At 62.3% G+C, this 25,347-nt stretch carries 30 protein-coding genes; 21 read left to right on the top strand and 9 right to left on the bottom strand.

The genetic code is table 11. The annotated features are described in order from the left end of the window. Positions 1–18: 18 nt before the first annotated feature. From AC1Q6X_RS05775 to AC1Q6X_RS05745, 7 genes are all read left to right on the top strand, one after another. Positions 19–1,575: a protein adenylyltransferase SelO gene (locus AC1Q6X_RS05775; RefSeq protein WP_492495682.1), complete on the top strand. Its 1,557-nt coding sequence runs from the start codon at positions 19–21 to the stop codon at positions 1,573–1,575. A gap of 9 nt (positions 1,576–1,584) precedes the next feature. Continuing rightward, positions 1,585–1,986 (top strand): peptide-methionine (R)-S-oxide reductase MsrB, encoded by a 402-nt coding sequence (msrB, locus tag AC1Q6X_RS05770; RefSeq protein WP_070311881.1) that lies wholly within the window; start codon positions 1,585–1,587, stop codon positions 1,984–1,986. A gap of 74 nt (positions 1,987–2,060) precedes the next feature. Beyond that, positions 2,061–2,690 (top strand): septation protein A, encoded by a 630-nt coding sequence (locus tag AC1Q6X_RS05765; protein ID WP_492495680.1) that lies wholly within the window; start codon positions 2,061–2,063, stop codon positions 2,688–2,690. Further along, positions 2,687–2,989, top strand: coding sequence for a BolA family protein (locus tag AC1Q6X_RS05760; RefSeq protein ID WP_492495678.1), 303 nt, complete (start codon positions 2,687–2,689; stop codon positions 2,987–2,989). Before AC1Q6X_RS05765 ends, AC1Q6X_RS05760 begins: the two co-directional genes overlap by 4 nt. Before the next feature lie 113 nt (positions 2,990–3,102). Then, positions 3,103–3,882 (top strand): peptidylprolyl isomerase, encoded by a 780-nt coding sequence (locus AC1Q6X_RS05755; protein ID WP_070218374.1) that lies wholly within the window; start codon positions 3,103–3,105, stop codon positions 3,880–3,882. 111 nt (positions 3,883–3,993) lie between these two features. Beyond that, a complete protein-coding gene (locus tag AC1Q6X_RS05750; protein WP_034756072.1) occupies positions 3,994–4,770 on the top strand; it encodes a peptidylprolyl isomerase in 777 nt (258 codons plus the stop codon). A gap of 58 nt (positions 4,771–4,828) precedes the next feature. Beyond that, a complete protein-coding gene (locus tag AC1Q6X_RS05745; protein ID WP_492495676.1) occupies positions 4,829–5,509 on the top strand; it encodes a DNA alkylation repair protein in 681 nt (226 codons plus the stop codon). Here the strand turns inward: AC1Q6X_RS05745 and AC1Q6X_RS05740 are convergent. Then, positions 5,472–6,167: a TetR/AcrR family transcriptional regulator gene (locus AC1Q6X_RS05740; RefSeq protein WP_492495674.1), complete on the bottom strand. Its 696-nt coding sequence runs from the start codon at positions 6,165–6,167 to the stop codon at positions 5,472–5,474. The genes AC1Q6X_RS05745 and AC1Q6X_RS05740 overlap by 38 nt on opposite strands. 107 nt (positions 6,168–6,274) lie before the next feature. Here AC1Q6X_RS05740 and AC1Q6X_RS05735 point away from each other — a divergent pair, with 107 nt between their 5' ends. After that, entirely contained in the window at positions 6,275–6,979 is a 705-nt protein-coding gene (locus AC1Q6X_RS05735) for a DAPG hydrolase family protein (protein WP_070288503.1), read from the top strand. A 6-nt stretch (positions 6,980–6,985) separates the two neighbouring features. Here AC1Q6X_RS05735 and AC1Q6X_RS05730 read toward each other — a convergent pair whose 3' ends face one another. Further along, positions 6,986–7,879 (bottom strand): GNAT family N-acetyltransferase, encoded by an 894-nt coding sequence (locus AC1Q6X_RS05730; protein ID WP_492495672.1) that lies wholly within the window; start codon positions 7,877–7,879, stop codon positions 6,986–6,988. A gap of 167 nt (positions 7,880–8,046) precedes the next feature. Between AC1Q6X_RS05730 and ypfJ the strand changes: the two genes are divergently transcribed. Further along, positions 8,047–8,940 carry a KPN_02809 family neutral zinc metallopeptidase gene (gene ypfJ, locus AC1Q6X_RS05725; RefSeq protein WP_492495670.1) on the top strand — a complete coding sequence of 298 codons (894 nt, stop codon included), beginning with the start codon at positions 8,047–8,049 and terminating at the stop codon, positions 8,938–8,940. Between the two features lie 44 nt (positions 8,941–8,984). Here ypfJ and AC1Q6X_RS05720 read toward each other — a convergent pair whose 3' ends face one another. The 5 genes from AC1Q6X_RS05720 to AC1Q6X_RS05700 all read right to left on the bottom strand — a co-directional run bounded on the left by AC1Q6X_RS05720 (position 8,985) and on the right by AC1Q6X_RS05700 (position 14,748). Then, complete coding sequence (locus AC1Q6X_RS05720) at positions 8,985–10,064, bottom strand: TIGR03118 family protein (protein WP_492495668.1); 1,080 nt, start codon at positions 10,062–10,064, stop codon at positions 8,985–8,987. Between the two features lie 107 nt (positions 10,065–10,171). Continuing rightward, positions 10,172–10,936: a substrate-binding periplasmic protein gene (locus AC1Q6X_RS05715; protein WP_070292299.1), complete on the bottom strand. Its 765-nt coding sequence runs from the start codon at positions 10,934–10,936 to the stop codon at positions 10,172–10,174. Continuing rightward, complete coding sequence (gene nadC / locus AC1Q6X_RS05710; protein ID WP_070218382.1) at positions 10,936–11,802, bottom strand: carboxylating nicotinate-nucleotide diphosphorylase; 867 nt, start codon at positions 11,800–11,802, stop codon at positions 10,936–10,938. Before nadC ends, AC1Q6X_RS05715 begins: the two co-directional genes overlap by 1 nt. Continuing rightward, positions 11,799–12,932, bottom strand: coding sequence for a quinolinate synthase NadA (gene nadA / locus AC1Q6X_RS05705; RefSeq protein WP_070218383.1), 1,134 nt, complete (start codon positions 12,930–12,932; stop codon positions 11,799–11,801). Before nadA ends, nadC begins: the two co-directional genes overlap by 4 nt. Before the next feature lie 217 nt (positions 12,933–13,149). After that, a complete protein-coding gene (locus AC1Q6X_RS05700) occupies positions 13,150–14,748 on the bottom strand; it encodes an ABC-F family ATPase (protein ID WP_492495665.1) in 1,599 nt (532 codons plus the stop codon). Positions 14,749–14,958: 210 nt separating this feature from the next. Between AC1Q6X_RS05700 and AC1Q6X_RS05695 the strand changes: the two genes are divergently transcribed. The 3 genes from AC1Q6X_RS05695 (at position 14,959) to AC1Q6X_RS05685 (ending at position 16,748) form a co-directional block, all read left to right on the top strand. Beyond that, entirely contained in the window at positions 14,959–15,507 is a 549-nt protein-coding gene (locus AC1Q6X_RS05695) for a DUF2939 domain-containing protein (protein WP_492495663.1), read from the top strand. A 74-nt stretch (positions 15,508–15,581) separates the two neighbouring features. Continuing rightward, a complete protein-coding gene (locus AC1Q6X_RS05690; RefSeq protein WP_492495661.1) occupies positions 15,582–16,253 on the top strand; it encodes a hypothetical protein in 672 nt (223 codons plus the stop codon). Positions 16,254–16,301: 48 nt separating this feature from the next. Beyond that, entirely contained in the window at positions 16,302–16,748 is a 447-nt protein-coding gene (locus AC1Q6X_RS05685) for a GNAT family N-acetyltransferase (RefSeq protein WP_492495659.1), read from the top strand. A gap of 59 nt (positions 16,749–16,807) precedes the next feature. Here AC1Q6X_RS05685 and AC1Q6X_RS05680 read toward each other — a convergent pair whose 3' ends face one another. Continuing rightward, positions 16,808–17,500, bottom strand: coding sequence for a DUF3334 family protein (locus tag AC1Q6X_RS05680; RefSeq protein WP_070218387.1), 693 nt, complete (start codon positions 17,498–17,500; stop codon positions 16,808–16,810). A gap of 306 nt (positions 17,501–17,806) precedes the next feature. Then, positions 17,807–18,064 carry a DUF1488 family protein gene (locus AC1Q6X_RS05675; RefSeq protein ID WP_070310574.1) on the bottom strand — a complete coding sequence of 86 codons (258 nt, stop codon included), beginning with the start codon at positions 18,062–18,064 and terminating at the stop codon, positions 17,807–17,809. Positions 18,065–18,358: 294 nt separating this feature from the next. Here AC1Q6X_RS05675 and AC1Q6X_RS05670 point away from each other — a divergent pair, with 294 nt between their 5' ends. From AC1Q6X_RS05670 to AC1Q6X_RS05630, 9 genes are all read left to right on the top strand, one after another. Further along, positions 18,359–18,721 (top strand): hypothetical protein, encoded by a 363-nt coding sequence (locus tag AC1Q6X_RS05670; RefSeq protein WP_492495656.1) that lies wholly within the window; start codon positions 18,359–18,361, stop codon positions 18,719–18,721. A gap of 76 nt (positions 18,722–18,797) precedes the next feature. Further along, entirely contained in the window at positions 18,798–20,468 is a 1,671-nt protein-coding gene (locus AC1Q6X_RS05665) for a DUF6138 family protein (RefSeq protein WP_492495654.1), read from the top strand. Between the two features lie 111 nt (positions 20,469–20,579). Beyond that, entirely contained in the window at positions 20,580–21,269 is a 690-nt protein-coding gene (locus AC1Q6X_RS05660; RefSeq protein ID WP_492495652.1) for a hypothetical protein, read from the top strand. A gap of 25 nt (positions 21,270–21,294) precedes the next feature. Continuing rightward, positions 21,295–21,621 (top strand): hypothetical protein, encoded by a 327-nt coding sequence (locus tag AC1Q6X_RS05655; RefSeq protein WP_099411814.1) that lies wholly within the window; start codon positions 21,295–21,297, stop codon positions 21,619–21,621. 106 nt (positions 21,622–21,727) lie between these two features. After that, a complete protein-coding gene (locus AC1Q6X_RS05650) occupies positions 21,728–22,369 on the top strand; it encodes a hypothetical protein (RefSeq protein WP_492495650.1) in 642 nt (213 codons plus the stop codon). 85 nt (positions 22,370–22,454) lie between these two features. After that, positions 22,455–23,327 (top strand): alpha/beta hydrolase, encoded by an 873-nt coding sequence (locus AC1Q6X_RS05645; RefSeq protein WP_492495648.1) that lies wholly within the window; start codon positions 22,455–22,457, stop codon positions 23,325–23,327. Between the two features lie 95 nt (positions 23,328–23,422). Further along, positions 23,423–24,277, top strand: a complete 855-nt coding sequence (locus tag AC1Q6X_RS05640) for an undecaprenyl-diphosphate phosphatase (protein ID WP_492495646.1) — start codon at positions 23,423–23,425, stop codon at positions 24,275–24,277. A 59-nt stretch (positions 24,278–24,336) separates the two neighbouring features. Continuing rightward, the gene (mntP, locus tag AC1Q6X_RS05635; protein ID WP_070218395.1) at positions 24,337–24,906 is read left to right on the top strand and encodes a manganese efflux pump MntP; all 570 of its coding nucleotides are present in this window, start codon (positions 24,337–24,339) and stop codon (positions 24,904–24,906) included. 95 nt (positions 24,907–25,001) lie between these two features. Further along, the gene (locus AC1Q6X_RS05630) at positions 25,002–25,208 is read left to right on the top strand and encodes a hypothetical protein (RefSeq protein WP_070292290.1); all 207 of its coding nucleotides are present in this window, start codon (positions 25,002–25,004) and stop codon (positions 25,206–25,208) included. Positions 25,209–25,347: the final 139 nt, after the last annotated feature.

Below are 25,347 nucleotides of genomic sequence, written 5' to 3'. Positions count from 1 at the left end.
GATTCCGTTTCCAGCCGCATGGGCAAGCGCCACGCGCCTTGGCGCGGTGCGGTAAAATCGCATTCCAGGCTGGCGCACCTTGCCGGTCCACCTTATTTGACTGGAATTGCCATCACCGCTCATACCTTACCACTGGATAACGCCTTTGCGGCCTTGCCGCCCGCGTTCTATACGCGCTTGATGCCCACGCCCCTGCCCGCCCCATATTTCGTGGCCGCCAGCGCCGCCGCCGCCGCCCTGATCGGCCTCGATGCGGCGCGTCTGGCCGAGCCTGATTACGTGGCGCTGCTGGCCGGCAATGCGGTTGCCGAGCGCTCGCAGCCCCTGTCGGCCGTGTATTCGGGCCACCAGTTCGGCGTCTGGGCCGGCCAGCTGGGCGACGGCCGCGCCATCCTGCTGGGCGATATCGCCACAGCGAGCGGCCCCATGGAACTGCAGCTGAAAGGCGCCGGCGCCACGCCGTATTCCCGCATGGGCGACGGGCGCGCCGTGCTGCGCTCGTCCATCCGCGAATTCCTGTGTTCGGAAGCCATGGCGGCGCTCGGCATTCCCACCTCGCGCGCGCTGGCCATCATGGGTTCGCAGCAAGGCATCATGCGCGAAACGGTGGAAACGGCGGCCGTCGTCACGCGCATGGCGCCCACGTTTGTGCGCTTCGGCTCGTTCGAACACTGGTTTTACCGCAAGCAGCCGGACGAACTGAAAATCCTCGCCGATTACGTGATCGACAGTTTTTATCCCGAGTTGCGCGCCGCAGCAAATCCATACCAGGCCTTGCTGGCCGAGGTCTGCGTGCGCACGGCGCACATGATCGCGCAATGGCAAGCCGTCGGCTTCATGCATGGCGTGATGAATACGGACAATATGTCGATCCTGGGCCTGACGCTCGATTACGGCCCGTTCGGCTTCATGGAAGCGTTTGACGCGGAGCACATCTGCAACCATACGGACCAGCAAGGCCGCTATTCCTATGCCAACCAGCCGCAGGTGGGCCACTGGAACTGCTATGCGCTGGGCCAGGCTTTGCTGCCCTTGATCGGTGAAGTGGAACTGGCGCAGGCGGCGCTGGACACGTACCAGGGCGCGTTCGCCGAGAAGATGAATAGCTTGCTGCGCGCCAAGCTGGGCTTGCAAACGAGCCAGGACGACGATACGGCCCTGTTCGACAGCATGTTTGCGCTGATGCAAGCCAATCATGTGGATTTCACGAATTTCTTCCGCGCCTTGTCTACACTGCAGGTAGCGGCGCCCGAACATGACACCATGCTGCGCGACATGTTCATCGACCGCCCCGCCTTCGATGCGTGGGCAGCACAATACCGCGCGCGCCTGTTGCTTGAGAATAGCGTCGATGCCGAACGGCAAGCGGCCATGAACGGCGTCAACCCGAAATACGTGCTGCGCAACTATCTGGCGCAAGTGGCCATCGAGAAAGCCCAGCAGCAGGACTACACGGAAGTGGCGACATTGCTGGAAGTTTTGCAAAAGCCATTTGACGAACAGCCCGAACACCAGCACTATGCGGCCCTGCCGCCCGACTGGGCCAGCCACCTTGAAGTCAGTTGCTCATCCTGAGGAGTCATTATGACCACGAATAAAGTCAAGAAAACCGACGCCGAATGGCGCGCCATGCTCGACTCGATGCAATACGAAGTCACGCGCCACGCGGCCACGGAACGGGCCTTCACGGGCAAGTTCTGGGACCACCATGAACACGGCATCTACACCTGCGTCTGCTGCAACACGCCCCTGTTCGCGTCGGACACCAAATTCGATTCCGGCTGCGGCTGGCCCAGCTACTTCCAGGCGCTGGACCCGGCCAACGTGACGGAAATCACCGATCGCAGCCACGGCATGGTGCGCACGGAAATCGTCTGCGCCGTCTGCGACGCCCACCTGGGCCACGTCTTCCCGGACGGCCCGCCGCCGACCGGCTTGCGCTATTGCATCAATTCGGCCTCCTTGCGCTTCGATCCGCAGCCTTGATCTGGCGATGGCTTGGGCGTTGCTCCTAAGCCATTCCTAAGATGATTCTAATAAGACCAGTGTAAAGTCTCGCCATGAAATTTCTATTCGACCTATTCCCCCTGATTGCCTTCTTCACCGCCTTCAAATTGGGCGGCATGTATGAAGCGGCCACGCACGATTTCGTGCAGCAATACTTGTCCGGCTTCGTGTCTGGCGGCCTGATCAAGGCCGACCAGGCGCCGTGGATACTTGCCACCCTCGTCGGCATCGTCGCCACCGCTTGCCAGGTCAGCTATCTGCTGCTGCGCGGGCGCAAGGTGGACGGCATGCTGTGGCTGTCGCTGTTCATCTTTGTCGTGTTCGGCGGCGCCAGCATCTATCTGCATGACGATTTCTTCCTGAAATGGAAGCCGACCCTGATCTACTGGCTGTCCGGCCTGGCCCTCTTGATCGCCTATGTGGTTTTCAAGAAAAACCTGATCCGCAAGACCATGGAAGCGCAAGTGCAATTGCCCGATGCCGTCTGGAACCAGCTGCTGGCCGCATGGATCATCTTCTTTGGCGCCATCGGCGCACTGAACCTGTTCGTCGCCTTCGTGCTGTACAAGGGCGACATGGCCGCCTGGGTCAGTTTTAAAGCGTTTGGCGCGACGGGCATCTTCTTTGCCTTCATCGTGGCGCAAACCCTGTTCCTGGCCAAACATATCAAGGAAGACGCATGATGAGCTCCATCACTGAAAACACCGCGCCGGAAACGCGCATGCAGCGCATTCGTACCCGCCTGGAAACGGCACTTTCCCCTCTGGAATGCGTGCTGGAAGACGACTCGGCACGCCACCGGGGCCATGCGGGCGCCGCCTCGGGCGGAGGCCATTACAATCTGCGCATAATTTCTAGTCAATTTGAGGGGCTCAGACTCGTCATGCGTCATCGACTGGTGTATGATTCCGTGCACGATATGATGCATAATGAGATACATGCATTGGCGATTGTGGCCCTGGCGCCGTCCGAAGTAGTGTAAGGGCGGCGTTTTTGGCGTACCGGGGCAACTTGGTATGCCATTTGCCGCAAGCGCCATGCACGCGTTTTCTTCCCATGCGTTTTTTACGAAACTTTCCCTAACAGGATTTAATAATGACTTTTAAGCCAGCCCGCTTGCTGATCGCACTACTCGCCGTTGTCGCGGTACCTGTTTTTGCGCAAAATGTTGCCGTTGTTAATGGCAAGCCTATCCCATCGTCGCGCGTTGATGCAGTCGTCAAGCAAGTCGTCGCCCAAGGCCAGCAACCGGATTCGCCGCAACTGCGCGAAATGATCAAGAAAGACTTGATCGGCCGTGAAGTGCTGATGCAAGAAGCGGAAAACAAAGGTTTCGGTAAAGATGCAGCCGTCAAGCAGCAAATCGAGAACGCACGCCAAGCCATCGTCATCAACGCCCTGGTCGGCGACTACCTGAAAAAGAACCCGGTCAACGACGCTGAAATCAAGGCCGAATACGACCGCTTCGTGGCGCAGACGGGCGACAAGGAATACCACGTACGCCACATCCTCGTGGGCACCGAAGCAGAGGCGAAAGACATCATCGCCAAGCTGAAAGGCGGCGCCAAGTTCGAAGATCTGGCCAAGCAATCGAAAGATACCGGTTCGGCCGACAATGGCGGCGACCTGGACTGGGCAGCCCCTTCGTCGTTCCCGAAAGTGTTCTCGGACGCCTTCGTGAAACTGCAAAAAGGCCAGGTCACCGACACCCCGGTGCAAACGCCTAACGGTTTCCACGTGATCAAGCTGGACGACACCCGCGCGGCAAAACTGCCGACCCTGGAAGAAGTCAAGCCACAGATCGCCGAAGCGCTGCAGCAAAAGAAACTGCAAGCGTATCAGGAAGAAATGATCAAAAAAGCGAAAGTTCAGTAAGAACTGACCTCCCCGGCGCCCTTTTCGGCGCCGGTCGTGTATTCTGCGCCTGAATGCGCACTGCGCGCCAGTCGCGTATATCGATTTTTAGTATATTTATTAGGAATGAACATGATTTTGAAGCCAGCCCGCCTGATCTTAGCCCTGGTCGCCGTCGTCGCGATCCCTGCGTTCGCGCAAAACGTGGCCACCGTGAATGGCAAGGCCATCCCATCGTCGCGCGTCGACCAGGTCGTCAAGCAAGTCGTCGCCCAAGGCAAGCAAGCCGATTCGCCGCAATTGCGCGAAGCCATCAAGAAAGACCTGATCGGCCGCGAAGTGCTGATCCAGGAAGCCGACAAGCAAGGCTACGGCACGCGTCCGGAAGTCAAGTCGCAGATCGACAATGCCCGTCAAAGCATCATCATCAATGCTCTGCTGGCCGACTACGTCAAGAAAAACCCTGTCAAGGACGCTGAAATCAAGGCCGAATACGACAAGTTCAAGGCACAGGCCGGCGACAAGGAATACCATGCACGCCACATCCTGGTGGCCACCGAAGCGGAAGCGAAAGACATCATCGCCAAGCTGAAAGGCGGCGCCAAGTTCGAAGAACTGGCGAAAGTGTCGAAAGACGGTTCCGCAGCCAATGGCGGCGACCTGGACTGGGCTAGCCCGGCTTCGTACGTCAAGCCATTCTCCGACGCCATGGTCGCCCTGAAACCAGGCCAGGTCACCCAAACGCCCGTGCAATCGCAATTCGGCTTCCACGTGATCAAGCTGGAAGAAACCCGTCCGACGAAGCTGCCGGCACTGGAAGAAGTCAAGGGCCAGGTAGCCGAGTCGCTGCAACAGAAAAAACTCGCCGCCTACCGCGATGAACTCATGAAAAAAGCCAAGATTCAGTAATATTGGATCGGCATGAAAAAGCGCTCCCTGGAGCGCTTTTTTTACGCCTGGAGATGCCATGAATCTACATGCAGAATTGAAAGCCGCGCTGGAAGCGGCCGCCGAACCGGGCCGCGCAGAGCCCATGCAGGCGTACATGCGCGGCCAGTTCGTTTTCCTGGGCGTGGCAGCACCGCAGCGGCGGCTGGCCGCCAGGGGCTTGCTGGCGGGCTTGAAAGGCGTGGGGGCCGAGGTGCTGCTGGAACATGCGCAACTGCTGTGGCAGCAGCCAGAGCGCGAATACCAGCACGTGGCGCTCGACATGCTGGCCCTGCACCGGCGGCAACTGGGCGTCGAACACCTCCCCGCCCTGCTCGGCCTGGCGCGCCAGCGCGCGTGGTGGGACAGCGTCGACGGCATGGCGGGCATCGTGGGCGAGGTGCTGCAGGCGGAACGCCAGCGCGGCGGCAATGGCCATGCGCACATGGATGGCGCCTTGCGGCACGCGGACTTCTGGCTGCGCCGCATCGCCATGCTGCACCAGCTGGGCTGGCGCGCCGACACGGATGCCGGCTGGCTGTTCGGCGCGGCGCTGGCGCTGGCGCACGAAGACGAGTTTTTCATCCGCAAGGCCATCGGCTGGGCCCTGCGCGATTACGCGCGCCACGCCCCGACAGAGGTGCTAGCGTTTGCCACAGAGCACCGCCAACGGCTCTCTCCCCTCAGCTACCGCGAAGCGCTGAAGCACCAGCGACCTTGAACGACTGGCCGCCCAGCAATCGCAGCGCCGCGTCGATGCGCGGTGCCGCATCCCAGGCCGGCACGGGCGCCAGCAAGCCCAGCGCCATCTGCCGCAGCGGCTCGGCGATCACCATGGCCAGCAGCAAGCCGGCCAGTTCGTGCCCATCGTGCCCATCCTGCAGCACCAGATGGCCGCGCGCCGCCTGGCGCTGCAACCACTGGGTCAGCAAGGCCGTGCCCCGCTCGATGCCGTTGCGCTGATACACGGCCAGCAAATCGGCGCGGGCGGGAAACTCCGTGCACAGCAGACGGAACAGGCCCACGGCGTCCGCCGTCAGCACGCGCGCGGCCATCGCCTGCAAGACCTCCTTCAATAATGGCAGGACCTCGCCCGGCGCGGCCGCATCGTGCGCCATGGCGGGCAGGAACGCATCCGTCCAGCCGCGCACTACCAGGGCCACGAGTTCCTCGCGGTTGGCCGCATACTGATACAGCGACTTCTTTGCCATGCCCGCGTGGCGCGCCACCGCTTCCATGGTCGTGGCCGCATAGCCTTCGTGCAGCAGCAGCCAGGTGGCCGCCTGCACGGCCGCCTGGCGCGCTTCTTCGGGCGGGCGCGCCGGACGGCCCCGTCCACGCACAGCCTTGCTCTCTGCCTTGCTCTCTTCTTCCTGCATGCCGGCTCCAAGCTTGATCGATGGGCAATTTTACACTGAAACACATTTAGGAAACGTTATTCGTTTCTTTAATATATAATTGGCTCACCCCAACAAAGGAGAACGACATGACGAGCTACACGCACAATGCATTCCCATGGAGCATCACCGGCACGGGCGACTTGCTCGACCCGTTTCCCCTGCACCTGGAAACGGGCATCACGCGCCTCGACGATGGTTGCCTGCTGGTGGCGGCGCGCACCGAGCTGCACGGCTGCAGCGGGCGCATGCTGGACTGGTGGTTTACATTTTTCGAGACGACGCAGCACATCAAGTGGTGGCATCCGCACGACCATGTGGCCCATCACGGCTGGAACAGCGCGTGGAAAAAGGGAGAGAGTTACTACGGCGCCTCGATCGAGGCAGTGGAGTCCTTGGGCGATATTCCACCCGTGAAAGCCAAGCTGAAGTTCCATGATCCAAAGGAAGTCTTCGACCCGGCGCAGCTGCAGCAGGCAAGGGACAGCGGCGCCCTGTCGGCCGCCATCTGCGCCCGCATCGGCTTTGGCGATTACGTCGTGCTCGATCCGTACGGCGATCCGCTCGATGGCGAAATGCTGCACCTGACGCGCGACACGCCGACGGGCTGCGTGCTGCGCAGCCGCTTCTTGCTGGGCCGCAACAGCCTCAATCCCGTGCGCGACGTGCCCGACGTGCTGGGCCTGAATTTGCTGCGCCATTGCTACAGCGAATTTACCTATCTGTCGCGCTTTTTGCCGTCGCTGTACTACGGCGAGCACGCCAATGGCGAAAAGGCGCCGCTGCCCTGGTAAAGAGCCTTACAGCCGCTTGTGCATGCGCGCCAGCGGCAGTTTGATCGCGTTGGGCAAGTCGAGGTGAAAATCTTCCGTGACGGAAAAGCCGCTGGCCAGGTACAGCGGCACACCGGGCAAGGTGGCGGCCAATTCCAGCGCCGTAAAACCGGCGGCCCGCGCCTGCCGTTCGCAATGGCGCATCAGCATGCTGCCCAGGCCCTGGCGCGCCGCAGCCGGTTCCACGAAGAAGGCGCGGATGCGGCCCGGCTGGCTGGCCGGGTCAAGCAGCGGGTCAGGCCCGCTCTTGGCGCGGTCGGCACCGTACAGGGTGGCACGCCGGCTCCAGCCGCCGCAGGCCAGCATGGCGCCATCGCGTTCGATGATGAAATACGTGCGGTCGGCAACGAGCTGCGTATCGACGCCGAACACGTGGCGCGTCACGGCCTCGGCCTGTTCAGGCGTATAGAATCCCGCGCTCAGCGCCACCCCGGAACGGGCGATCAGCGCGTTCATGGCGGGCACGTCGGCCGGCAGCGCCACGCGCAGGCGCGTCAACGCGCCAAAGCTGAACCAGGCACGGCGGATGCGTCCCTGCTCCACCTCATACGTGGCCACTAATTCCTGCGCGGAAACACCGTCCGGCGTGTCGCCATGGACGATTTCATGATCGATCACCAGCTTGCCGCAGGCGATGCGGTTGAGCAACTGCGCCCGGGGCTGGCTGGCGGCGAAACGGGCCGCGAAACGGGGGCCGATTTGCGCGCCGCCTTGGGCCAGCAAGGTATCGGGGTGCTGGAATTGCTGTGCGTCATCGGCGTAAATGGCCAGCAAGGCCGCCACGTCGTGGGCATTGTAGGCGTCCAGTTGCGCCTGGACCACCGCCGTGGGCGAAATGCGTGTATCGTTGGCAAGCGCCATGCGTGTACCTGTTGTGGAGTCGATGGAAAGTTGCAAAGGGTAACATTGTCGCCCCTGTCGCGGCGTCGTTTACTGCGATAATAACAAGATTCGTCGCCAGTGGCATATTGAGGCGTCATCCATCAACCGTACAGCGCAATCGCACAAGCACAGCAGGAGTAAATATCATGAAATGGGAAGGCAATCGCGAAAGCGACAATGTGGAAGACCGCCGTGGCGAAGATGGCGGCGGGGGCGGCGGTGGGGGCGGCTTTGGTTTTGGCGGGCGCTCGATCGGCATCGGCACCATCGTCATCGCCCTCGTCGGCTCGTATGTGCTGGGCGTCAATCCCCTGACCCTGCTCAACCTGCTCAGCGGCGGTGGCGGCCAGGTCAGCACCCAGCAAAGCCAGGCCCCGGCGCGCCAGCCGCCCGAATCGGACGAGATGGCCCGCTTCGTGAAAACGGTGCTGGCCGATACGGAAGACACCTGGGGCGCCCTGTTCAAGGCCGAAGGCGGCAGCTATGTGAAGCCCAAGCTGGTCCTGTACTCGGGCAGCACGCCGACGGCCTGCGGCACGGGCCAGAGCGCCAGCGGGCCCTTCTATTGCCCCGGCGACCAGAAAGTCTATCTGGACCTCGATTTCTTCAATCTGATGCAGCAGCGCTTCAAGGTCTCGGGCGAGTTTGCGGAAGCCTACGTGATCGCGCATGAAGTGGGCCACCACGTGCAGAACCTGATGGGCTTGTCCGAGAAGGTCGACAATGCGCGCCGCACGGCCTCCGAACGCCAGGCCAACGCCATGTCCGTGCGCCTGGAATTGCAGGCCGATTGCTTTGCCGGCGTGTGGGCATTTCACGCGAACCAGGACCGCAAGATCCTCGAACAGGGCGACGTGGAAGCGGCCCTGAAAGCGGCCACGGCCATTGGCGATGATGCGCTGCAGCGCCAGTCGCAAGGCCATGTTGTGCCGGACTCATTTACGCACGGCACCTCAGAGCAGCGCGTGCGCTGGTTCAGCAAGGGCATCGAGAGCGGCCAGATTGCCCAGTGCAATACGTTCGAGGCGCGCCAGCTGTAAAGATCGCCCCCGTGCCGCCCTGCGCGCGCACGGGGACGTTGCTTCTACTTCAAATCGATGCGCCCGTATTGCCCATGCGTCTCGTCATCCGGCCCGGCCGCATAGAACAGCGTATTGACGGGCTGGCTGTTGAGGCCATTGCCGAAGGCGATGCCCCACAAGCCATCGATCGCCAGCGGCGTGCCATCGGTCTTGCGCAGCACGCCAGCGGCGGTACCCGTGTCGGGGTCATAGGCATTGATCTTGCCATCGCCAAAATTCCCTATCAACAACATATTGCTGGCCGTGCCGAAATCGGCGGGCGCCAGTGCCATGCCCCATGGCGCATTCAGGGCGCCGCCGCTCACCAGCCGCTTGATCAGTGTGCCGCCCGTGTCATACACGTTCACGATACCGAGGCCGGCGCCGGCCTCTTCATCGTCGCCGCTGGCTTCCCGCTTCGCGTAGGCGACATAGATGCGCTCGCCAATGGCCTGGATGCCGAACGGCGCATAGCCGGCCGGCAAGCCGGGGTCGCTGAATGCGCCAGGCAGGGCGACCCTGGCGAAGCCGGCATCGAAGACGTCGACGCGCCCGTTGTGGAAATCGGCCGCATACAGGTAATTGGCGCCCGCATAGCGCGAAATGGCCAGGCCCTTGTAGACGCTGCCGCCCGCGCTGCCGTCGAACACGACCAGGGCCGTCGTCGGGCTGACCGTGGGCGACCAGGCGGAAATAGTCCCGCTTTCGCTGGCGAAGATGAAGGGGCTGGGTGCCGTCACGCCGTTCTGGCTCAGCTTGAAGTCCTGCGTGCCGTTGAAGACAATCCCCGTGGGCCCGGCCGGCGTGCCGACCACCAGCGATTGCGGCACGCCGTTGCCATCGTACAAAGTGGACTTCGCCGTGCCATTCGCGGCCACCCAGACGAAACCGCGCGGGTTGAAGGCCACGCCCCAGGCGTTGACGAGGTTGGGGTCCGTGTGCGCGGCCGGCACGGCGGGCGTGTCCGACACCAGGCTGGTGGCCGCATAGGCGCTCACGGCCGGTGGATGGTGATGATGGCCGCCGCCGCAGGCAAACAGGGCCGCGGCCAGCGCGATGACGAAACCGGTGCAGATCAGTTGCTTGATGCGGTGCGTATCCATGGCATTCCCCTCGGCGTGATGGGCAGTATTGTGCTGCCTGCTTTCAGGGTAGAACCGGGCCATGGAGCATGCTTGAGGCGTGTCAAGCGCGGCAAAGATAGCCAGTGTCAGGGTATGCTGACGTCGTAGCGCTTGCCCAGTCGTTTCAATTCGCCCGTCTCGATCAGGTTATTCAGTTCCTGGTCGAACTGCAGCCGCAGCCTGTCGAAAGCGGGTGAGCGTGGATAGGCAAAATAGCCGTTTTGCAGTTCGATGATTCTGGGCAGCGGTTTCACCTGGCGGCCATAGCCGAGACGGGCGATGACGGGGTCGGTATTGCGGCGGTTGCTGATGAACACGTCGACGTGGCTGTGCACCAGCATCTTCAAGCCATTTTCCACATTGTTGGCCACACTGACCTGCAGGCCGGGCCGCACGCGCTCCCAGTCCGCGCCATAGGCCCAGCCATTGAGCAGCACCACCCTGCGGTTCTTCAGTGCCGCGTAATCGCCATCCCAGCCGAAACTGGCGTCCTGGCGCGTATAAAAGACCATCTGGTCCTGGTAGAACGGCTTGTCGGAAAACGCCATGCTGGCGATGCGCTCGGGCGTCTTGTAGGGACCGATCAGGATATCGGCCTGGCCCTGCACCAGCATGGCTTGCGCGCGCGCCCACGGCACCATGCGAAAACGCACGGTGTTACCCGTGCGCGCCGCCATCACGCGCAGCAGTTCCGCGCCCAGGCCGCCGTATTCGCCGCTGTCCTGATATTCGAACACGCGTTCGAACTGCGCACCCACGGCCAACAGCTCGCGCGCCGGCGCCGGCAAAGGCACGGCAAACGCCGGCCACAGCAGCGCCAAGGCCAGCAGGCGCCGCCCCGCTCTTCTCATCAGCCGACGATGCGCAAAGAGTAATCGGTGGCCCGCACGTCCTTCGTCAGGCTGCCGATCGAGATGCGGTCCACGCCCGTTTCGGCGATGGCGCGCACGGTGTCGAAGTTAATGCCGCCCGACGCTTCGAGCAAGGCGCGGCCGTTGGTGAGGGCCACGGCCTCGCGCATCATGTCGTTGCTGAAGTTATCGAGCAAGACGGAGACGGCGCCCGCGTCCAAGGCTTCCTGCAATTGCGCCAGGGTTTCCACCTCGATCTGCACGGGCACGCCCGCATCGAGGTTGCGCGCATTTTCCAGGGCCTGGCTGACGCCGCCGGCGGCCGCGATATGGTTTTCCTTGATCAGGATGCCGTCGTACAGGGCCAGGCGCTGGTTCTTGCCGCCGCCAACGCGCACCGCATACTTTTGCGCCAGGCGCAGGCCCGGCAAGGTCTTGCGCGTGTCCAGGATGGACGCCTTGGTGCCGGCGATCACATCGACATACCGGCGCGTCGCCGTGGCCACAGCCGACAGCAGCTGCAGGAAATTGAGGGCGCTGCGCTCGGCCGTGAGCAGCGCGCGCGCCGGCGCTTCAATCGTGCAGACGACGCTGTCGGCCGTCATCATGTCGCCTTCGGCGTAATGCCAAACGATGTCGATGCTGCGGTCCAGGCTTTTCATGATGCCTTCGAACCACGGCGCGCCGCACAGCACGGCCGCTTCGCGCACGATGACACGGGCCGTGACGATGTGGTCGGGCGGCACGAGCTCGCCCGTCAGGTCACACTGGCCCACGTCTTCCAGCAAGGCGGCCAGCAGATTGCCCTCGAACGCGCGCGCCAGGGCCGGATCGAAGGGAGCGAAAGAATTAACGAGGGTACTCATGCTGGACCGATTCCTTGGAACAATGTGGTTTCTTTTGCCAGGTCCGCGCCCGGCTTGAGGCCCGCCTTCTTGGCGGCGGCGAAGTCGAGCATGCGATTGATCGAACGCACGGCCAGCTGCCCGACGGCGGGATCGACGTGGATTTCGTTGTGCATGTTTTCCAGCGTTTGCGCCAGGTTCAGCAAGCCGTTCATGGCCATCCACGGACAATGCGCGCAGCTTTTACAGGTGGCGCTGTTGCCGGCCGTGGGCGCTTCGATGAAGCGTTTACCTGGCGCGGCCGCGCGCATCTTGTGCAGGATGCCGTTGTCGGTGGCGACAATGAACGTGTCCGTGTCCATGGTTTGCGCTGCCGCAATCATTTGCGACGTCGAGCCCACCATGTCGGCCAGGGCCACCACGTTCGCGGGCGACTCCGGATGCACGAGCACCTTGGCTTGCGGATACTCTTCCTTGAGCAAATCGAGTTCGATGCCCTTGAATTCGTCGTGCACGAGGCAGCTGCCTTGCCACAGCAGCATGTCGGCGCCCGTTTCCTTCTGGATGTAGGAACCCAGGTGCTTGTCGGGCGCCCACAGGATTTTCTTGCCCTGCGCATGCAGGTGGGCAACGATGTCGAGGCCGATCGACGACGTCACCATCCAGTCCGCGCGCGCCTTGACGGCCGCGCTGGTGTTGGCGTAAACGACGACCGTGCGGTCCGGATGGGCATCGCAGAAGGCCGTGAATTCATCGACCGGGCAGCCGAGGTCGAGCGAGCAAGTCGCGTCGAGGTCGGGCATCAGGACGGTTTTCTCGGGACTGAGGATTTTCGCCGTTTCACCCATGAAGCGCACGCCGGCCACGACGAGGGTCTTGGCCGGATGGTCGCGCCCGAAGCGGGCCATTTCCAGCGAGTCGGAGACGCAGCCGCCCGTGGCTTCGGCCAGGTCTTGCAGGTCGGCATCTACGTAATAGTGGGCAACGAGCACGGCTTCGCGCTCGATCAGCAAGCGCTTGATGCGCGTGATCAGTTCGGCTTTTTCAGCCGGGGACGGCGTCGCTGGCGTGCGTGCCCAGGCGTGGGCAGTGCAGCTGGCTCCGTCTTGTGGATGTTCGTACTCGACGGATTTGATGGCTAAAGTTTGCATGGCTGTGTCAAACAAAAACGGGATAGACCGGCACGATTGCAATGAAGCAGGTGCGCCGGAACGAATGAACCGCGGCGCGTCGGTGTGGTGCTGGCCGATGGTACAGCTGGCCGGCATTGTCGGATTACGCTACGCTAATCCGACCTACATGGCCTGCCTACTAGCGTAGGTCGGATTAGCGCACAGCGCGTAATCCGACCCAACGTGAGCGTACCAATTAATCGATACCCTGGCTCTTCAGGTAATCCTCGTAATTGCCGCGGTAATCGACCACTTCATCTTCCTTGATTTCGATGATGCGGTTGGCCAGCGAGGAAACGAATTCGCGGTCATGCGACACGAAGATCAGGGTGCCCGCGTATTTTTCCAGCGCGATGTTCAAGGATTCGATCGATTCCATGTCCATGTGGTTGGTCGGCTCATCGAGCATCAGCACGTTGTGGCGGCCCAGCATCAGCTTGCCGTACATCATGCGGCCCTTTTCACCGCCGGACAGTACCTTGACGGCCTTTTTCACATCGTCGCCGCCGAACAGCAAGCGGCCCAGGATGGAACGCACGGCCTGGTCGTCGTCGCCCTCTTTCGTCCACTGGCCGATCCAGTCGGTCAGGTTCGTGTCTTTGGCGAAATCTTCCGTCGGATCTTGCGGCATGTAGCCCACGTTGGCGTTTTCCGCCCACTTCACGCGGCCCTGGTCCGGCTGCAGGCCGGCGATGTCGCCCGCGATGCAGCGCAGCATGGTGGTCTTGCCGGCGCCGTTGGCGCCGATGATGGCGATGCGTTCGCCCGCTTCGACCATGATGCTGAAATTCTTGAACAGCTGGCGATCAAAACCTTTCGAGATATTCTCGACTTCCACGGCCAGACGGTGCAATTTCTTTTCGCCGTCGAAGCGCACGAACGGGTAGGCGCGCGACGATGGCTTGATGTCGTCGACCTTGATCTTTTCGATCTGCTTGGCGCGCGACGTCGCCTGGCGGGCCTTCGATTTGTTCGCGGCGAAGCGACGCACGAATTCCTGCAGTTCCGCAACCTTGTCTTTCGCTTTCGCGTTGTTGGCCAGCTGCTGGTTGCGCGCCTGGGTCGAGGCGAACATGTATTCGTCGTAGTTGCCCGGATAAATCTTCAGGGTGCCGTAATCCATGTCGGCCACGTGGGTGCACACCTGGTTCAGGAAGTGGCGATCATGGGAAATGATGATCATGGTGGAGTTGCGCTCGTTGAGCACGTCTTCCAGCCAGCGAATCGTGTTGATGTCCAGGTTATTCGTCGGCTCGTCGAGCAGCAGGATGTCCGGATTCGAGAACAGCGCCTGCGCCAGCAGCACGCGCAGCTTCCAGCCTGGCGAGACATTGCTCATCGGGCCTTGATGCAGGTCAATGGCGACACCGGCGCCCAGCAGCAGTTCACCGGCGCGCGATTCGGCCGTGTAGCCGTCGTATTCGGACACTTTGCCTTCCAGCTCAGCGGCCTGCATGTAGTCGTCGTCCGTCGCTTCCGGGTTCGCGTAGATGGCGTCGCGTTGCTGGATGGCGGCCCACATTTCCGTGTGGCCCATCATGACGACGTCGAGCACGCGCATGTCTTCAAACGCGAACTGATCCTGGCGCAGCTTGCCCAGGCGCTCGTTGGTGTCGAGCACGACGTTGCCGCCCGACGGGTCCAGGTCGCCGCCCAGGATCTTCATGAACGTCGACTTGCCGCAGCCGTTGGCGCCGATCAAGCCATAGCGGTTGCCGTCACCGAACTTGACGGAGATATTCTCAAACAATGGCTTGGCGCCAAACTGCATCGTAATATTTGCTGTAGAGAGCATGTGATATTGGGTCTTTATTCAGTTAAAACAGCTAGTTAAATACTTTTCTCCCATTATACAGCACCCACCCTCATCACTCTATAGCGGTCCGCCGAGGGCGACCGGAGCACATGCGGAGAAATAATGGCAAGAAAATATGATTGCCGTATTTTAATTTAACGGATACGCTGCGGGGCATCCGTTTCCACCCCTCCATCTCACAGGCTTCACTTGAAAAAAATCACCATCGCCGCGGCCGTGGCCGCCATTGCCATCGCCGCCACCGTCTACGCGTCGCCGTACTATGCCTTGCACCAGATCAAGACCGCCCTGGCCGAGCGCAATGCCGAGGCCCTGGCCGGACACGTGGACTTCCCCTCCCTGCGCGCCAGCGTCAAGACGCAGCTGGAGGCGAGCATGGCGCGCAGCATCGCAGCGACCGCCGGCAGCGATAACCCGCTGGCCGCGCTGGGCCAGTCGATCGCCGGCGCCATGCTGGGCAAGATGGTCGATGCCATGGTCTCGCCGGCAGGTGTCGTCGCGCTGGTCAACAAGAGCGCCGTCAGCCCGCAAGCGGGAGCCGCAGGCGACGCGGACGCACCCGCCGATGGCGCCCGGAAAAAAGCCGCGTATTCCGCAGGCTATGCCGGCCTGAACACCTTCGTCGTGCGCGCACAAGACGGCAATGCGCAGGACGGCGCACTGGTCCTGCAGCGCCATGGCGTGTGGGGCTGGAAACTGAGTTCGATCGAGATTGCGTCGGCGATGGCCGCACGTTAAAGGAAAGGAACGCGCATGCGCAGGCGATCTGAGACACAATGCGTGTCATTTTGCCTCGGATTGCAGGAAATTTCATGCTGAAACATACGGCTTTATCGCTGGCAATGGCCCTGGCCTGCGCCACGCCATTGGCCCACGGCCTCGATGGCACAGCCGGGAGCAGCCACTCCGTTGCCTCGCGCATGCAGGCGGAAACGTCCAGCGCGGCCGACCCCGACGCCCCCGCGCCACTGCCCGTGCCCAGCGATATCTCGCTGGCCGAACTGGAGCGCCGCCTGGCGCTGGGCCAGGCGCAAACCGCCGAAAAACACTATACCAGCGCGCTCGATCCGGCCGTGCTGAGTACCTTGGCGCAGCAGATGGGGTGCCACGATATCGCCGGCGTGCATCCGTTCGGCTTGCCGCTCGATCAAGCGCAGCCCACCGTGCTGAGCGGCGCCCACCTGCTGGCCCGCTGCCCGGACCGCGCTTACGTGACGATCACGGCGATGTCGATGGCGGGCAAGGCGGGCAAGCGCGCCTCCCTCAACCCGCAGGCGTTCAGGCACACGGTCGATGGCCGGCCCGCGCGGCGCCTGTATTACAAGGCGCCCAACGGCCGCCAGAAGGAATCGCTGACCATCATCGATGGCAGCTATGCGTATGCGCTCGAATACTGGTCGCTCGATGACAGCCAGCACAGCGGCATGGTGGGCATGCGCCGCATGGAAACATTGACGTTGCCGCAACCAGACGGGCAAAAATAGCCGAAATACTGTATATTCATACAGTTACTAGCTATTTTCCTGCCCGCCATGCCCGCCAACCAGCAGCACGCCTTGCCCTACACCATTTCCGTCAGCGCCACGATCGATGCGGAGGTCGAGCAAACCATCCTCGACGGCTTGAACGCCTATAACGATGCGATCACGGGATACCAGGACAGGCAGGTGTTGAGCGTGGTCGTGCGCGACCGCGACAGCCAGCGCGTGCTGGGCGGCGCCATGGGCCGGACCTCGCTGGGCCTGCTGTTCCTCGATTTGTTTTATCTGCCCGCCGCCTTGCGGGGGCTGGGACTGGGCAGCCAGGTACTGGCGCAGTTCGAGGAAGAAGGACGCCGGCGCGGCTGCGCCTCGGCGGTGCTGTACACCATCAGTTTCCAGGTGCCCGAATTTTACGAGCGCCGCGGCTGGCGCCGCTTCGGCGACATCGCCTGCAGTCCCGAAGGCACGAGCCGTATCTTCATGAGCAAGACCTTGTAGGCTGTCAACGGCAGCGGCCGGCGGCAAACCGGCCGCCAGCCGCTCTCCGATACCGCTGCTTACATGCCCAGCGATTTGAGCAGGTCGGCGTTGTCGTCGTCTTCCGGTTCCGCCGCAGGCGCCGGGGCGGCGTCGCGTTCGCGGTTCGCATACTCGCTATCCATCAGCGAATCGGCGTCGATTTCGCGCGAATCGAAATCGTGCAGCTTGATGAACTCGGTACGGTCGATCGCCAGTTCCAGATAGAAAATATTATTCTTTTCCGTATAGAAAGTGACGCGGCGCATTTCCGGGCGGTCCAGCGGCGTGTCGACGCTGAGCATCACCTGCTTGTTCAGCACCAGCATCTTCGGCTGGCTCTGGGTGATGTTCGTTTGCAGCTCGCGCCGCACCTTGCCCGTGAAGTCGCCGACGATCTGGTTCATCAGTTCGCCCATGATGTTCGACACTTCATCCGACGTGTAGAAGCTGGCCAGCTCCGACTTCGGCATACCCATGTGCAACATGTAGCGCTCGTAGATTTCCATCGCCGTATCGGCGGCAAAATTGAGCACCACCAGGCCCGTGAAACCGCCATCGAACATCACGAAGCAGCCGATGTCGGGCTTCAAGCCCGTCTTGGTGATGCGCTGCACCATGCCTGAATAATTGACCTTGCTTTGCGTGGCCACGTTGAGCACCCGAACCACCGAGTTGCACAAACTCATCAACAAATCTTCTGTACCGTACACAACATCCTTTTCTGCATCCATGAGCAACCTCTCCTACTATTTTAAAGATGACAGCACTGTTCCCTGCCCGCCGCGAGCCGAAACATGACCGTTTCGCTCAGCAAGCGGACGACTTCACCTTTGCATGCCTGACCTTGCGTGGCAGTGCGCGCCGCGATGCCGCCGGCCCGAACCACCCTCTTACCTTTTTCTGTATAGAAATAAGTATCAGATGCGCAGAATACCGAGATGTAACATTTCCGTCCAGCCATACCTGCATTTACTTGACGATCTGTGCGGAAATACCATAGCTGGCCAGGACACGGGTGCAGGCAGAAGAAATAGTAACTAAAAATCAAGTGCGCGCAAGACGACACTGCTGACCAGCAGATCGCGGCTCAGGTAAGCGAAGGCGCGCTGGCCGATGCGCAGGCGGTGGCTGTCAAAGATGTCCAGCAAGTTGCCGCCCTGCTCCTGGTCCAGGCTATGCAAGGCCGTCACGGTGATGCGGCAGGTCTTTTCCGCCCCGAAGACGGACAAATGGAAGCGAATGGCATCGCCCGCCGACTCGAGCGCGATGCTGTCGCGCAGGATTTCATAGGGCATGGGCTGGCATCCCGCTGTGCGTATGGTCCGCTGGCCCCCGGCACCACCTGACTGACGGAATCGCCGAACAACGACGCTCAAGCTCGGCGCGGTTTTCTGCTAGGAATAAATGCATCATGACGTGTACGGCAATCTCAATGATTAATAACAAGCAAGCGTAGCGCGACGGCTCGTCAACTACCGTCTGTTACCGTACATATTCAACCGCGCGCCTGCCTTGGGGCCGTGCGGCGCACGTCCCGGCCCTCCCCCTGTGCTATTGTCGTCAGGTACATCACCAGGCAGGAGCCATGCATGAGCAACATCGTTACCAGCGTCTCGTTCCGCTACATCGATCCGCGCCACAAGGAACCGGGCCCCAGCCGGGAATTCATCAACCAGAACATTCTGCTGCCGCCGGGCGCCCATCTGCCGCGCATGGGCGAAGCGATCGAACTCATGCACTGGGACTTGAACCGCGACATGAAATCGGGCGTGTATTCCGTGCTGTTCGTCCACACGCGCATCGCCTTATTTGATGGCAATGACAAGCCTTCGGCTGGCACACCACGATCACCGTGGGCCCGCAGTCCGACGATATCGACGCGCGCTTCCTCACCGCCCCCTCGTGACAACCGTGCGGCCCTTGTTGCGGCCAGGCCCGACCACCTAAAATAGTGCTTTATATTAAACATGATCGTGACGGCAGCCGGTGGCACCGTCACGTGCAATGCAGGGAAAGACGACGATACAGATGAGCAATCTTGTAGAGCAGGCAACACAAGAAATGACGGCGGCAATCGAAGCGTGGTTTGCCGAGCGCCTCAAGCGTACCGACCTGGAAGCCGCCGTGAAGCGGACCACCTTGCAAATGGGCGTTTTTAACGATTTCCTGCTCGACTACAAGCCGGGACGCACCACGGCCGACGATTTCCATCTGGCCGAGGCCGATGATGTCGCACCGAGGACGCCTTCGCGCCTCGACGAAGCCGTCGTGCGCGACACCATCGCGCCCCGGCTGGCAGCGCTCGTGCGGGCGAAGCTGGAAACACTGGCCGACACGCCCCTGATCGACTACCGCTTCAGCTTTCGCGGCAAATTCCAGACGGCGCAGGGCATGCTGCACCTGAACCTGCTCGAGTATGTCAACGCAGGCAAGCGCACAAGCTTGCTCGAGCACATACACAGCTACGTCACGCAAAAGCTCGAGCATGGCAACCGTCCGACGAAAAAGCTGGAAACCTTCTTCCTGGCGCGCCACCTGCTCGATCCCCACCTGTTTCCCCAACCCGATATCGCCTGGACGATCGCCCAATTCGAGCGCATCGAGCAGCTGAACAAGTCGCGCCCGCAAGCGCTGGCCGAACACCGCAGCGATATCATCCAGGCCGTGTCGGCGTGGGCGGAAAAGCAGTTCCTGCCGCAGTTCTACGACGTGCAGCAATCGAGCTACCGCAGCACCGAATACACCTTGAAGGCGGGCGCGGCGCTTGACACGCAGGCGCTGGCGTCCATCGACCTGCTGCTGTATGGCGCCGTGATGATCTTGCGCCACGAACCGAGCTACGCCAAGTCGACGGGCGTCAAATTCCTCGACATCGCGCGCGAACTGGGCAGCGATCGGGCCGTGCGCATGCTCAAGGAAGGCAGCGGCACCTTCGCGCCCGACGCCGTCCACCTGAAAAATGCGCAGCTGGAATGCCGCGCCAACGATGTGTTTGCCACCATCAGCATCACGATAGCCCGGGAAGAGGAAGGAGCGTATGCGCAGGCGCTGGCCTTCATCACGCATTTGCTGAACAACGGTTTCCCGAAAAGCTGCCAGATCAAGCTCAAGTCCAAGGTCAAGCAGTATCTGCCGATCAAGGGACTGGCGAAATCCGATACGCACCGCTTCTTTGCCAACGCCCTCGCCTACGCCACCCTGCAGCCGCAGCTGGAAGCGTATGCGCGCGCCGCCATCGAGCAATTCGAATTCTATGCGGACACGGAAGGCGAAAAGAATTGCATGCCCGGCAGCTACGCCACGTTCGGCCTGGGCCTGCTCGATGCGCGTTATTTTTCGCTGGTGCAGCACTACATGGCCTACGTCGACGAGGAACACCAGTCCGTGCAGGACCAGTTCACGGCGGCCTTTGCCGAGCAGTATGGCGTCACGCGCGACTCCGCCCCCGTGCTGGCGGCGTGCCTGCGCGCCTGCACGGACAACGCAAAGGTCAAGATCCAGGCGGAACTGGAAGAGGTGGAGAAACTGGAACTGTTCTGCCAGCAACTGCAAGGGCTGGAAGGCTATCTGGTCGAGCACATGCTGTATCCCATCTGGGGCAAGCTGGAAAAACTGGCTACCCTGGCGCGCAAGGCGCAAGGCCGGCGCAAGGAGCTGCTGCTGGCCTTGCTGGAAGCGGCCAGCAAGGCGGACGCCTGAGGTGCACAAACTTCTGTGCGCAACGTTATGACTTTTACCATCTATAATGCGCGCGCCATAGTTACCATAAAGCATTTTTTGGCGCCTGACATTGAATCGTGGAGAAAATACATGCACCAAACATTAGCAACATCGCGCACTGCCCTGCTGGCGGCAGCCTTGGCCGCCGCCATGGCGTTGGCCCAGCCCGCCATCGCTGCGGAAACCGCCGTGGAACTGGCGCCCATCGACGTGGCCAACCTGTACATCAAGACCATCATCAACCATGATGCAGCGAGCGTCGCCCAGCTCAATGCCTACCTGCGCCCCACGCGCCTGGCGGGCCAGCAATCCGCCGAATATGCGTCGTACAGCGGCTTGAAGGAAACGGATGCAATATTCCCTGCAAAGACGGGCAAGCTGATCGCCGACCTGTTCCCTGCCGCCATGCGCGCGGCCGTCACGCCGGCCGCCGAACAGCTGGCCGCCAATGTCATCGCCGCCATGAATGGCGCCGCGTGCCAGGCCACCAAGGCGGCCCCCGTGACGGTGGAAAACGGCATGCAGACGGCTGCCGTCAGCTTCGAATGCCAGGTCGTCAAGGTGCCCGTGGCATGGGCGCCTGCCGCCCAGCAACTGGCGAAGAGTGGCTGCAAGGTCGAGCAATGCAAGGCAGGCCTGCAAAAGATCGCCGCCACCTACACGAGTTCGCCGAAGCAGACGTGGCGCGCCGTGTTCGCCGTCAGCCGCGAAAAGAACTCGGAAGCCTGGCGCAACGATTTCGCCCGCGAAACCTTCGATGAAATCTGGGAATACCTGTAATCCCGACCTCGTTTAGAATGACTGGATGGACAAATTGACACCGGTACCACAGCCTGCGGGCCTGGCCTTGCTGCGCTTGATCGACCCCGACCATGTGGAAGGCGCGGTGGTCGCGCAAGCGCTGGCGCAAGACTTGCCTGCCCTGCACGCCAGGCAATTGCTGGCGCTGCTGCGCCGGCTGCGTGCCGCGCAATCCAATCAGCAGGATTATGCGGGCGCCAGCCCGGCGCAGGCCGAACAGCAGTTCGGCGCCGCCATCGCCGCCGTCAAGGCGGAGCTGGCCACGCGCCCGCACATTCCCAACAAGCAGGAAGCCAAGGCCCTGCGCCAGGCGGCGGCAAAGAGGCGCTGAACGAGGCGCAAGCCGCCCGCCAGCAAGGCCGTTTCGTGTGGGCAAGGACGCCAGCCCCCTCCTATAATCGGAGACTCTCCTGTTTCCGCTCTTGAAAGGCATCCCCATGTCCACACGATTTTCCCGCCACGTAGCCGGCTGCGCCATCCTTGCCGTCGGCGGCCTGGCCGCCATCCAGGCGGCCCATGCCCTGGAGACGGGCCCCATCGACGCGCGCGCCGTGTGGCAGGAGCGCTCGCTATCGGCTTGCCGCAGCGAACAATCGCCCACGGCGCCCGACGTCTGCCTGCTGCGCACCATGCAGCGCTCGGGCGCCCGTCCGCAAGCCATCGCCGCCGCCAACATGCTGGTGAAGGCAAACAAGGCGGGCTTCATCTCGGCCTGGCGCCCGCTGGGCAAGGCGGCCCTGGCCACCGTCACCTATCCGTTCCGCGCCAACACGAATGAAGGCACCCTGCTGATCGGCAGCGATGGCGCCGCCATCGACGTCGACGAGGACTCCGTGCGCGAGGAAGACCGCGCCACACCGGCCTGGCGCGCGTTTGCCGCCGCCCACCCAGACTCTGTCCCGTTCGCCCCCGCCGACTTTATTGGCAGCACAGCGACCGCCGATGGCGGCCAGAGCGTGCTGTTTTCCACGCCCCTGATCACCTGCCACGCCTGCGCCGAGGATGGCGCGCTGCTGGTTGCCTACACGATCGACAAGGCGGGAATCGTGCGCGAGCGCAAGCTATTGACGATCAAGTAAGCCTGCCTCAAAGATAAGATAGAATTGCTTGATGGCATGTCTATACGCGTACATGCCATCTATCCACTACTTATTATGGGAAAACATGCGCCGCTCTTGCCTTGCACTGCACCTCACCGCCGCCCTGCTGCTGTCCAGCTCTGTCCACCTCGCCGCTGCCGAGCCCGCCGCTACGGCTAACGCTGCCGCCAGCGCGGCCACGCCGCTCGTCATCGGCGAAAGTTTCACGATCGACTCGCAAGCGCTGAAAGAACAGCGCCGCATCAATGTGTATGTGGCGCGCGCCTGGGACACGCCGCCCGACGCGCCGCTGCCCGTGCTGTACATGCCGGACGGCGGCGTGGCCGAAGACTTTCTGCACGTGGCCGGCTTGCTGCAGGTGTCGGTAGCCAACGGCACGATGCGCCCGTTCATGCTGGTCGGCATGCAAAACACGCAGCGCCGGCGCGACCTGACGGGGCCGACCGATAATGCGCAAGACCGCAAGATCGCGCCCGTCGTGGGCGGTTCGCCAGCCTACCGGGCCTTCATCCGCGATGAACTGATGCCGGAAGTCAAACGCCGCTACCGCACGACGGGCGAGACGGCCATCGTCGGCGAATCGCTGGCGGGCCTGTTCGTGGTGGAAACATACCTGCTGGAACCGCAGCTGTTCGACCACTACCTGGCCTTCGACCCCAGCCTGTGGTGGAACCAGGGCGCGCTGCCGCGTCAGGCGGCGGCGCTGCTGGCCAAGGGCAAGCCGGGCAAGCACAGCCTGTACCTGGCGTCCAGCAGCGAAGCGGGCATCGCCATCGAAGTGCAGCGCCTGTCCGACGTGCTGCAAAAGCAGGCGCCGCCCGGCTTGCAATGGCACGTGGAAAAGATGCCGGAAGAGACCCATGGCACGGTCTACCATCCCGCAGCCTTGAAGGCTTTCCGCAGCGTCTTCAAGCCGCAAGAACCGGCCGGGCAGTAAGACATGGACAAACTGTAATCTGGTGAGGGGCTCATCCGCAGGGTCGGGCGGGTAAAATCGGCGGCCCTGCTTTTCCCGCCTGAGTCCCGTACGCCATGAGCTTTTTGCAATTATTTATCCTTTCCATCGTCCAGGGCTTCGCCGAGCTGCTGCCCGTGTCCAGCTCCGCCCACGTCATCATGGCGGAAAAATGGATGGGGCTGGACCCCACGTCGCCCGAGCTGACCATGCTGCTCGTGATGCTGCACACCGGCACCATGTTCGCCGTCATCGTGTATTTCTGGGCATCCTGGCGCGCCACCTATTTCAGTTCGGCCAGCGCCTTCCGACGCAATGTCCTGCTGCTCGCGGCCGCCACGGCCCTGACGGGCATCGTCGGCTTCGGCTTGCTCAAGGGCATCACCCATGTCATGAGCAAGGATGCACCCGGTTTTGAAATCGAGCACCTGTTCGGCAACGCGAAACTGATGGCCGCCGCGCTGGCCGCCGCCGGAGTGCTGATCATTGTGTCGTCGCGCCTGCAGGCGCATCAGCATGGTACCTTGTCCATCGGCAAGGCGATGGTGATCGGCGCCGTGCAAGGCCTGTGCCTGCCCTTCCGCGGCTTTTCCCGCTCGGGCGCCACCATTTCCGCCGGCATCGCCATGGGCGTGCCGCAGCGCCGGGCCGAGGAATTCAGCTTTGCCCTGGCCGTCGTGCTGACGCCGGCCGTGCTGGCCAAGGAAGGCTGGCGCTTCTACCAGGCCGTGGCAAATGGCAGCGTGGATCATCTGGAACACGGCAACAGCCTGCTGCACCTGCTCGGCCCCAGCCTGCTGGGCATGCTGCTGTCGTTCCTGGCTGGCTTGCTGGCCTTGCGCTGGCTGTCGCGCTGGCTGGAACAGGGCCGCTGGCATTTCTTTGGCGCGTATTGCCTGCTGGCCTCTGCCGTGGTGCTGTACGTAGGGTAAAATCGCCGGGTTTGTCATTTGTCACTACCATCCCAGCCAGGTTTTACAGAAAGCCAACGATGAATTTCGCCGCCACCGCCGCCCTCTCCCTCGCCATGTCCACCGATGCCTTCGCGGCAGCCGTCGGCAAGGGCGCAGCCCTGCACAAGCCGCAATGGCGCGAGGCGCTGCGCACGGGGCTGATCTTCGGCGTCATCGAGGCGATCACGCCCATCATCGGCTGGGCCCTGGGCAGCGTGGCAGCGCCCTACGTGGAAGCGTGGGATCACTGGATCGCCTTCAGCCTGCTGGGCATCATCGGCCTGTTGATGATACGCAATGCCCTGTCCGACGCCGACGAGGAAGAAGCGCCGGCCCAGTCGCACTCGTTCTGGGTGCTGGCCGTCACGGGCCTGGCGACCAGCATCGACGCCATGGTCGTGGGTGCGGGCCTGGCCTTGCTGGGCGCCAATATCGTCGTCACGGCGGCCGCCATCGGCTTTTCCACCTTCGTCATGGTGACCCTGGGCGTGATGCTGGGCCGCGTGCTGGGCACGGTAGCGGGCCGGCGCGCCGAACTGGTGGGCGGCCTGGTACTGATCGTCATCGGCTGCGTGATCTTGTACGAGCATATCGGCCACCCGGCCTGAAGCCCGGGCGCGCACGGCACAAGCGCCGACGTGGACGGCAGCGCGCTTTGTGCTACATTCAATGCTCTGCATTCCTGTCTCGCAAGGTGACCATCATGGAAACTATTGAGCTGCTTTTTGCCGCGCTGTTGCGCGAAACGGCCGAATCGATACGCGACCACCACGTCCCTTTTGCCATCAAACACGATGAGCGCGCGTATTTCGAGTGGATGGATGGGCACCCGATCCATGGCTATATTCAGGAAGCGTATCGCGAGATCGAGGAAACAGCCCAACAGATCCGCGCCATTCGCGCTGGGTGATGACGGCTGGCAGAATCGGCTGCGCGGGACGCTTTGCGGCCTGCGATGCTCACCGTACTTATGTACGGTTGCGCTTCTTAGCCACAAATCGCCGCCGCTCGCTTCGATTTTGCCAGCCGTCGTGACGTGCGTTGGATCG

The sequence above is a fragment of the Janthinobacterium sp. GW823-FHT06H09 genome (genome assembly GCF_058794735.1).
The sequence above is the reverse complement of the archived record's forward strand: the minus strand, read 5'-3'. Positions and strand labels throughout refer to the sequence as shown.

What these genes read in the sequence shown, in the direction of transcription:
- AC1Q6X_RS05765 (WP_492495680.1), top strand. Translation starts at nt 2,061, where the DNA reads ATGAAATTTCTATTCGACCTATTCCCCCTGATTGCCTTCTTCACCGCC.
- AC1Q6X_RS05650 (WP_492495650.1), top strand. Translation starts at nt 21,728, where the DNA reads ATGTCCACACGATTTTCCCGCCACGTAGCCGGCTGCGCCATCCTTGCC.
- AC1Q6X_RS05685 (WP_492495659.1), top strand. Translation starts at nt 16,302, where the DNA reads ATGCCCGCCAACCAGCAGCACGCCTTGCCCTACACCATTTCCGTCAGC.
- ypfJ (WP_492495670.1), top strand. Translation starts at nt 8,047, where the DNA reads ATGAAATGGGAAGGCAATCGCGAAAGCGACAATGTGGAAGACCGCCGT.
- AC1Q6X_RS05755 (WP_070218374.1), top strand. Translation starts at nt 3,103, where the DNA reads ATGACTTTTAAGCCAGCCCGCTTGCTGATCGCACTACTCGCCGTTGTC.
- AC1Q6X_RS05630 (WP_070292290.1), top strand. Translation starts at nt 25,002, where the DNA reads ATGGAAACTATTGAGCTGCTTTTTGCCGCGCTGTTGCGCGAAACGGCC.
- nadA (WP_070218383.1), bottom strand. Translation starts at nt 12,932, where the DNA reads ATGCAAACTTTAGCCATCAAATCCGTCGAGTACGAACATCCACAAGAC.
- nadC (WP_070218382.1), bottom strand. Translation starts at nt 11,802, where the DNA reads ATGAGTACCCTCGTTAATTCTTTCGCTCCCTTCGATCCGGCCCTGGCG.
- AC1Q6X_RS05645 (WP_492495648.1), top strand. Translation starts at nt 22,455, where the DNA reads ATGCGCCGCTCTTGCCTTGCACTGCACCTCACCGCCGCCCTGCTGCTG.
- AC1Q6X_RS05750 (WP_034756072.1), top strand. Translation starts at nt 3,994, where the DNA reads ATGATTTTGAAGCCAGCCCGCCTGATCTTAGCCCTGGTCGCCGTCGTC.
- AC1Q6X_RS05715 (WP_070292299.1), bottom strand. Translation starts at nt 10,936, where the DNA reads ATGAGAAGAGCGGGGCGGCGCCTGCTGGCCTTGGCGCTGCTGTGGCCG.
- AC1Q6X_RS05660 (WP_492495652.1), top strand. Translation starts at nt 20,580, where the DNA reads ATGCACCAAACATTAGCAACATCGCGCACTGCCCTGCTGGCGGCAGCC.
- AC1Q6X_RS05730 (WP_492495672.1), bottom strand. Translation starts at nt 7,879, where the DNA reads ATGGCGCTTGCCAACGATACACGCATTTCGCCCACGGCGGTGGTCCAG.
- AC1Q6X_RS05675 (WP_070310574.1), bottom strand. Translation starts at nt 18,064, where the DNA reads ATGCCCTATGAAATCCTGCGCGACAGCATCGCGCTCGAGTCGGCGGGC.
- msrB (WP_070311881.1), top strand. Translation starts at nt 1,585, where the DNA reads ATGACCACGAATAAAGTCAAGAAAACCGACGCCGAATGGCGCGCCATG.
- AC1Q6X_RS05690 (WP_492495661.1), top strand. Translation starts at nt 15,582, where the DNA reads ATGCTGAAACATACGGCTTTATCGCTGGCAATGGCCCTGGCCTGCGCC.
- AC1Q6X_RS05640 (WP_492495646.1), top strand. Translation starts at nt 23,423, where the DNA reads ATGAGCTTTTTGCAATTATTTATCCTTTCCATCGTCCAGGGCTTCGCC.
- AC1Q6X_RS05655 (WP_099411814.1), top strand. Translation starts at nt 21,295, where the DNA reads ATGGACAAATTGACACCGGTACCACAGCCTGCGGGCCTGGCCTTGCTG.
- AC1Q6X_RS05665 (WP_492495654.1), top strand. Translation starts at nt 18,798, where the DNA reads ATGAGCAATCTTGTAGAGCAGGCAACACAAGAAATGACGGCGGCAATC.
- AC1Q6X_RS05720 (WP_492495668.1), bottom strand. Translation starts at nt 10,064, where the DNA reads ATGGATACGCACCGCATCAAGCAACTGATCTGCACCGGTTTCGTCATC.
- mntP (WP_070218395.1), top strand. Translation starts at nt 24,337, where the DNA reads ATGAATTTCGCCGCCACCGCCGCCCTCTCCCTCGCCATGTCCACCGAT.
- AC1Q6X_RS05745 (WP_492495676.1), top strand. Translation starts at nt 4,829, where the DNA reads ATGAATCTACATGCAGAATTGAAAGCCGCGCTGGAAGCGGCCGCCGAA.
- AC1Q6X_RS05760 (WP_492495678.1), top strand. Translation starts at nt 2,687, where the DNA reads ATGATGAGCTCCATCACTGAAAACACCGCGCCGGAAACGCGCATGCAG.
- AC1Q6X_RS05775 (WP_492495682.1), top strand. Translation starts at nt 19, where the DNA reads ATGGGCAAGCGCCACGCGCCTTGGCGCGGTGCGGTAAAATCGCATTCC.
- AC1Q6X_RS05670 (WP_492495656.1), top strand. Translation starts at nt 18,359, where the DNA reads ATGAGCAACATCGTTACCAGCGTCTCGTTCCGCTACATCGATCCGCGC.
- AC1Q6X_RS05680 (WP_070218387.1), bottom strand. Translation starts at nt 17,500, where the DNA reads ATGGATGCAGAAAAGGATGTTGTGTACGGTACAGAAGATTTGTTGATG.
- AC1Q6X_RS05735 (WP_070288503.1), top strand. Translation starts at nt 6,275, where the DNA reads ATGACGAGCTACACGCACAATGCATTCCCATGGAGCATCACCGGCACG.
- AC1Q6X_RS05700 (WP_492495665.1), bottom strand. Translation starts at nt 14,748, where the DNA reads ATGCTCTCTACAGCAAATATTACGATGCAGTTTGGCGCCAAGCCATTG.
- AC1Q6X_RS05740 (WP_492495674.1), bottom strand. Translation starts at nt 6,167, where the DNA reads ATGCAGGAAGAAGAGAGCAAGGCAGAGAGCAAGGCTGTGCGTGGACGG.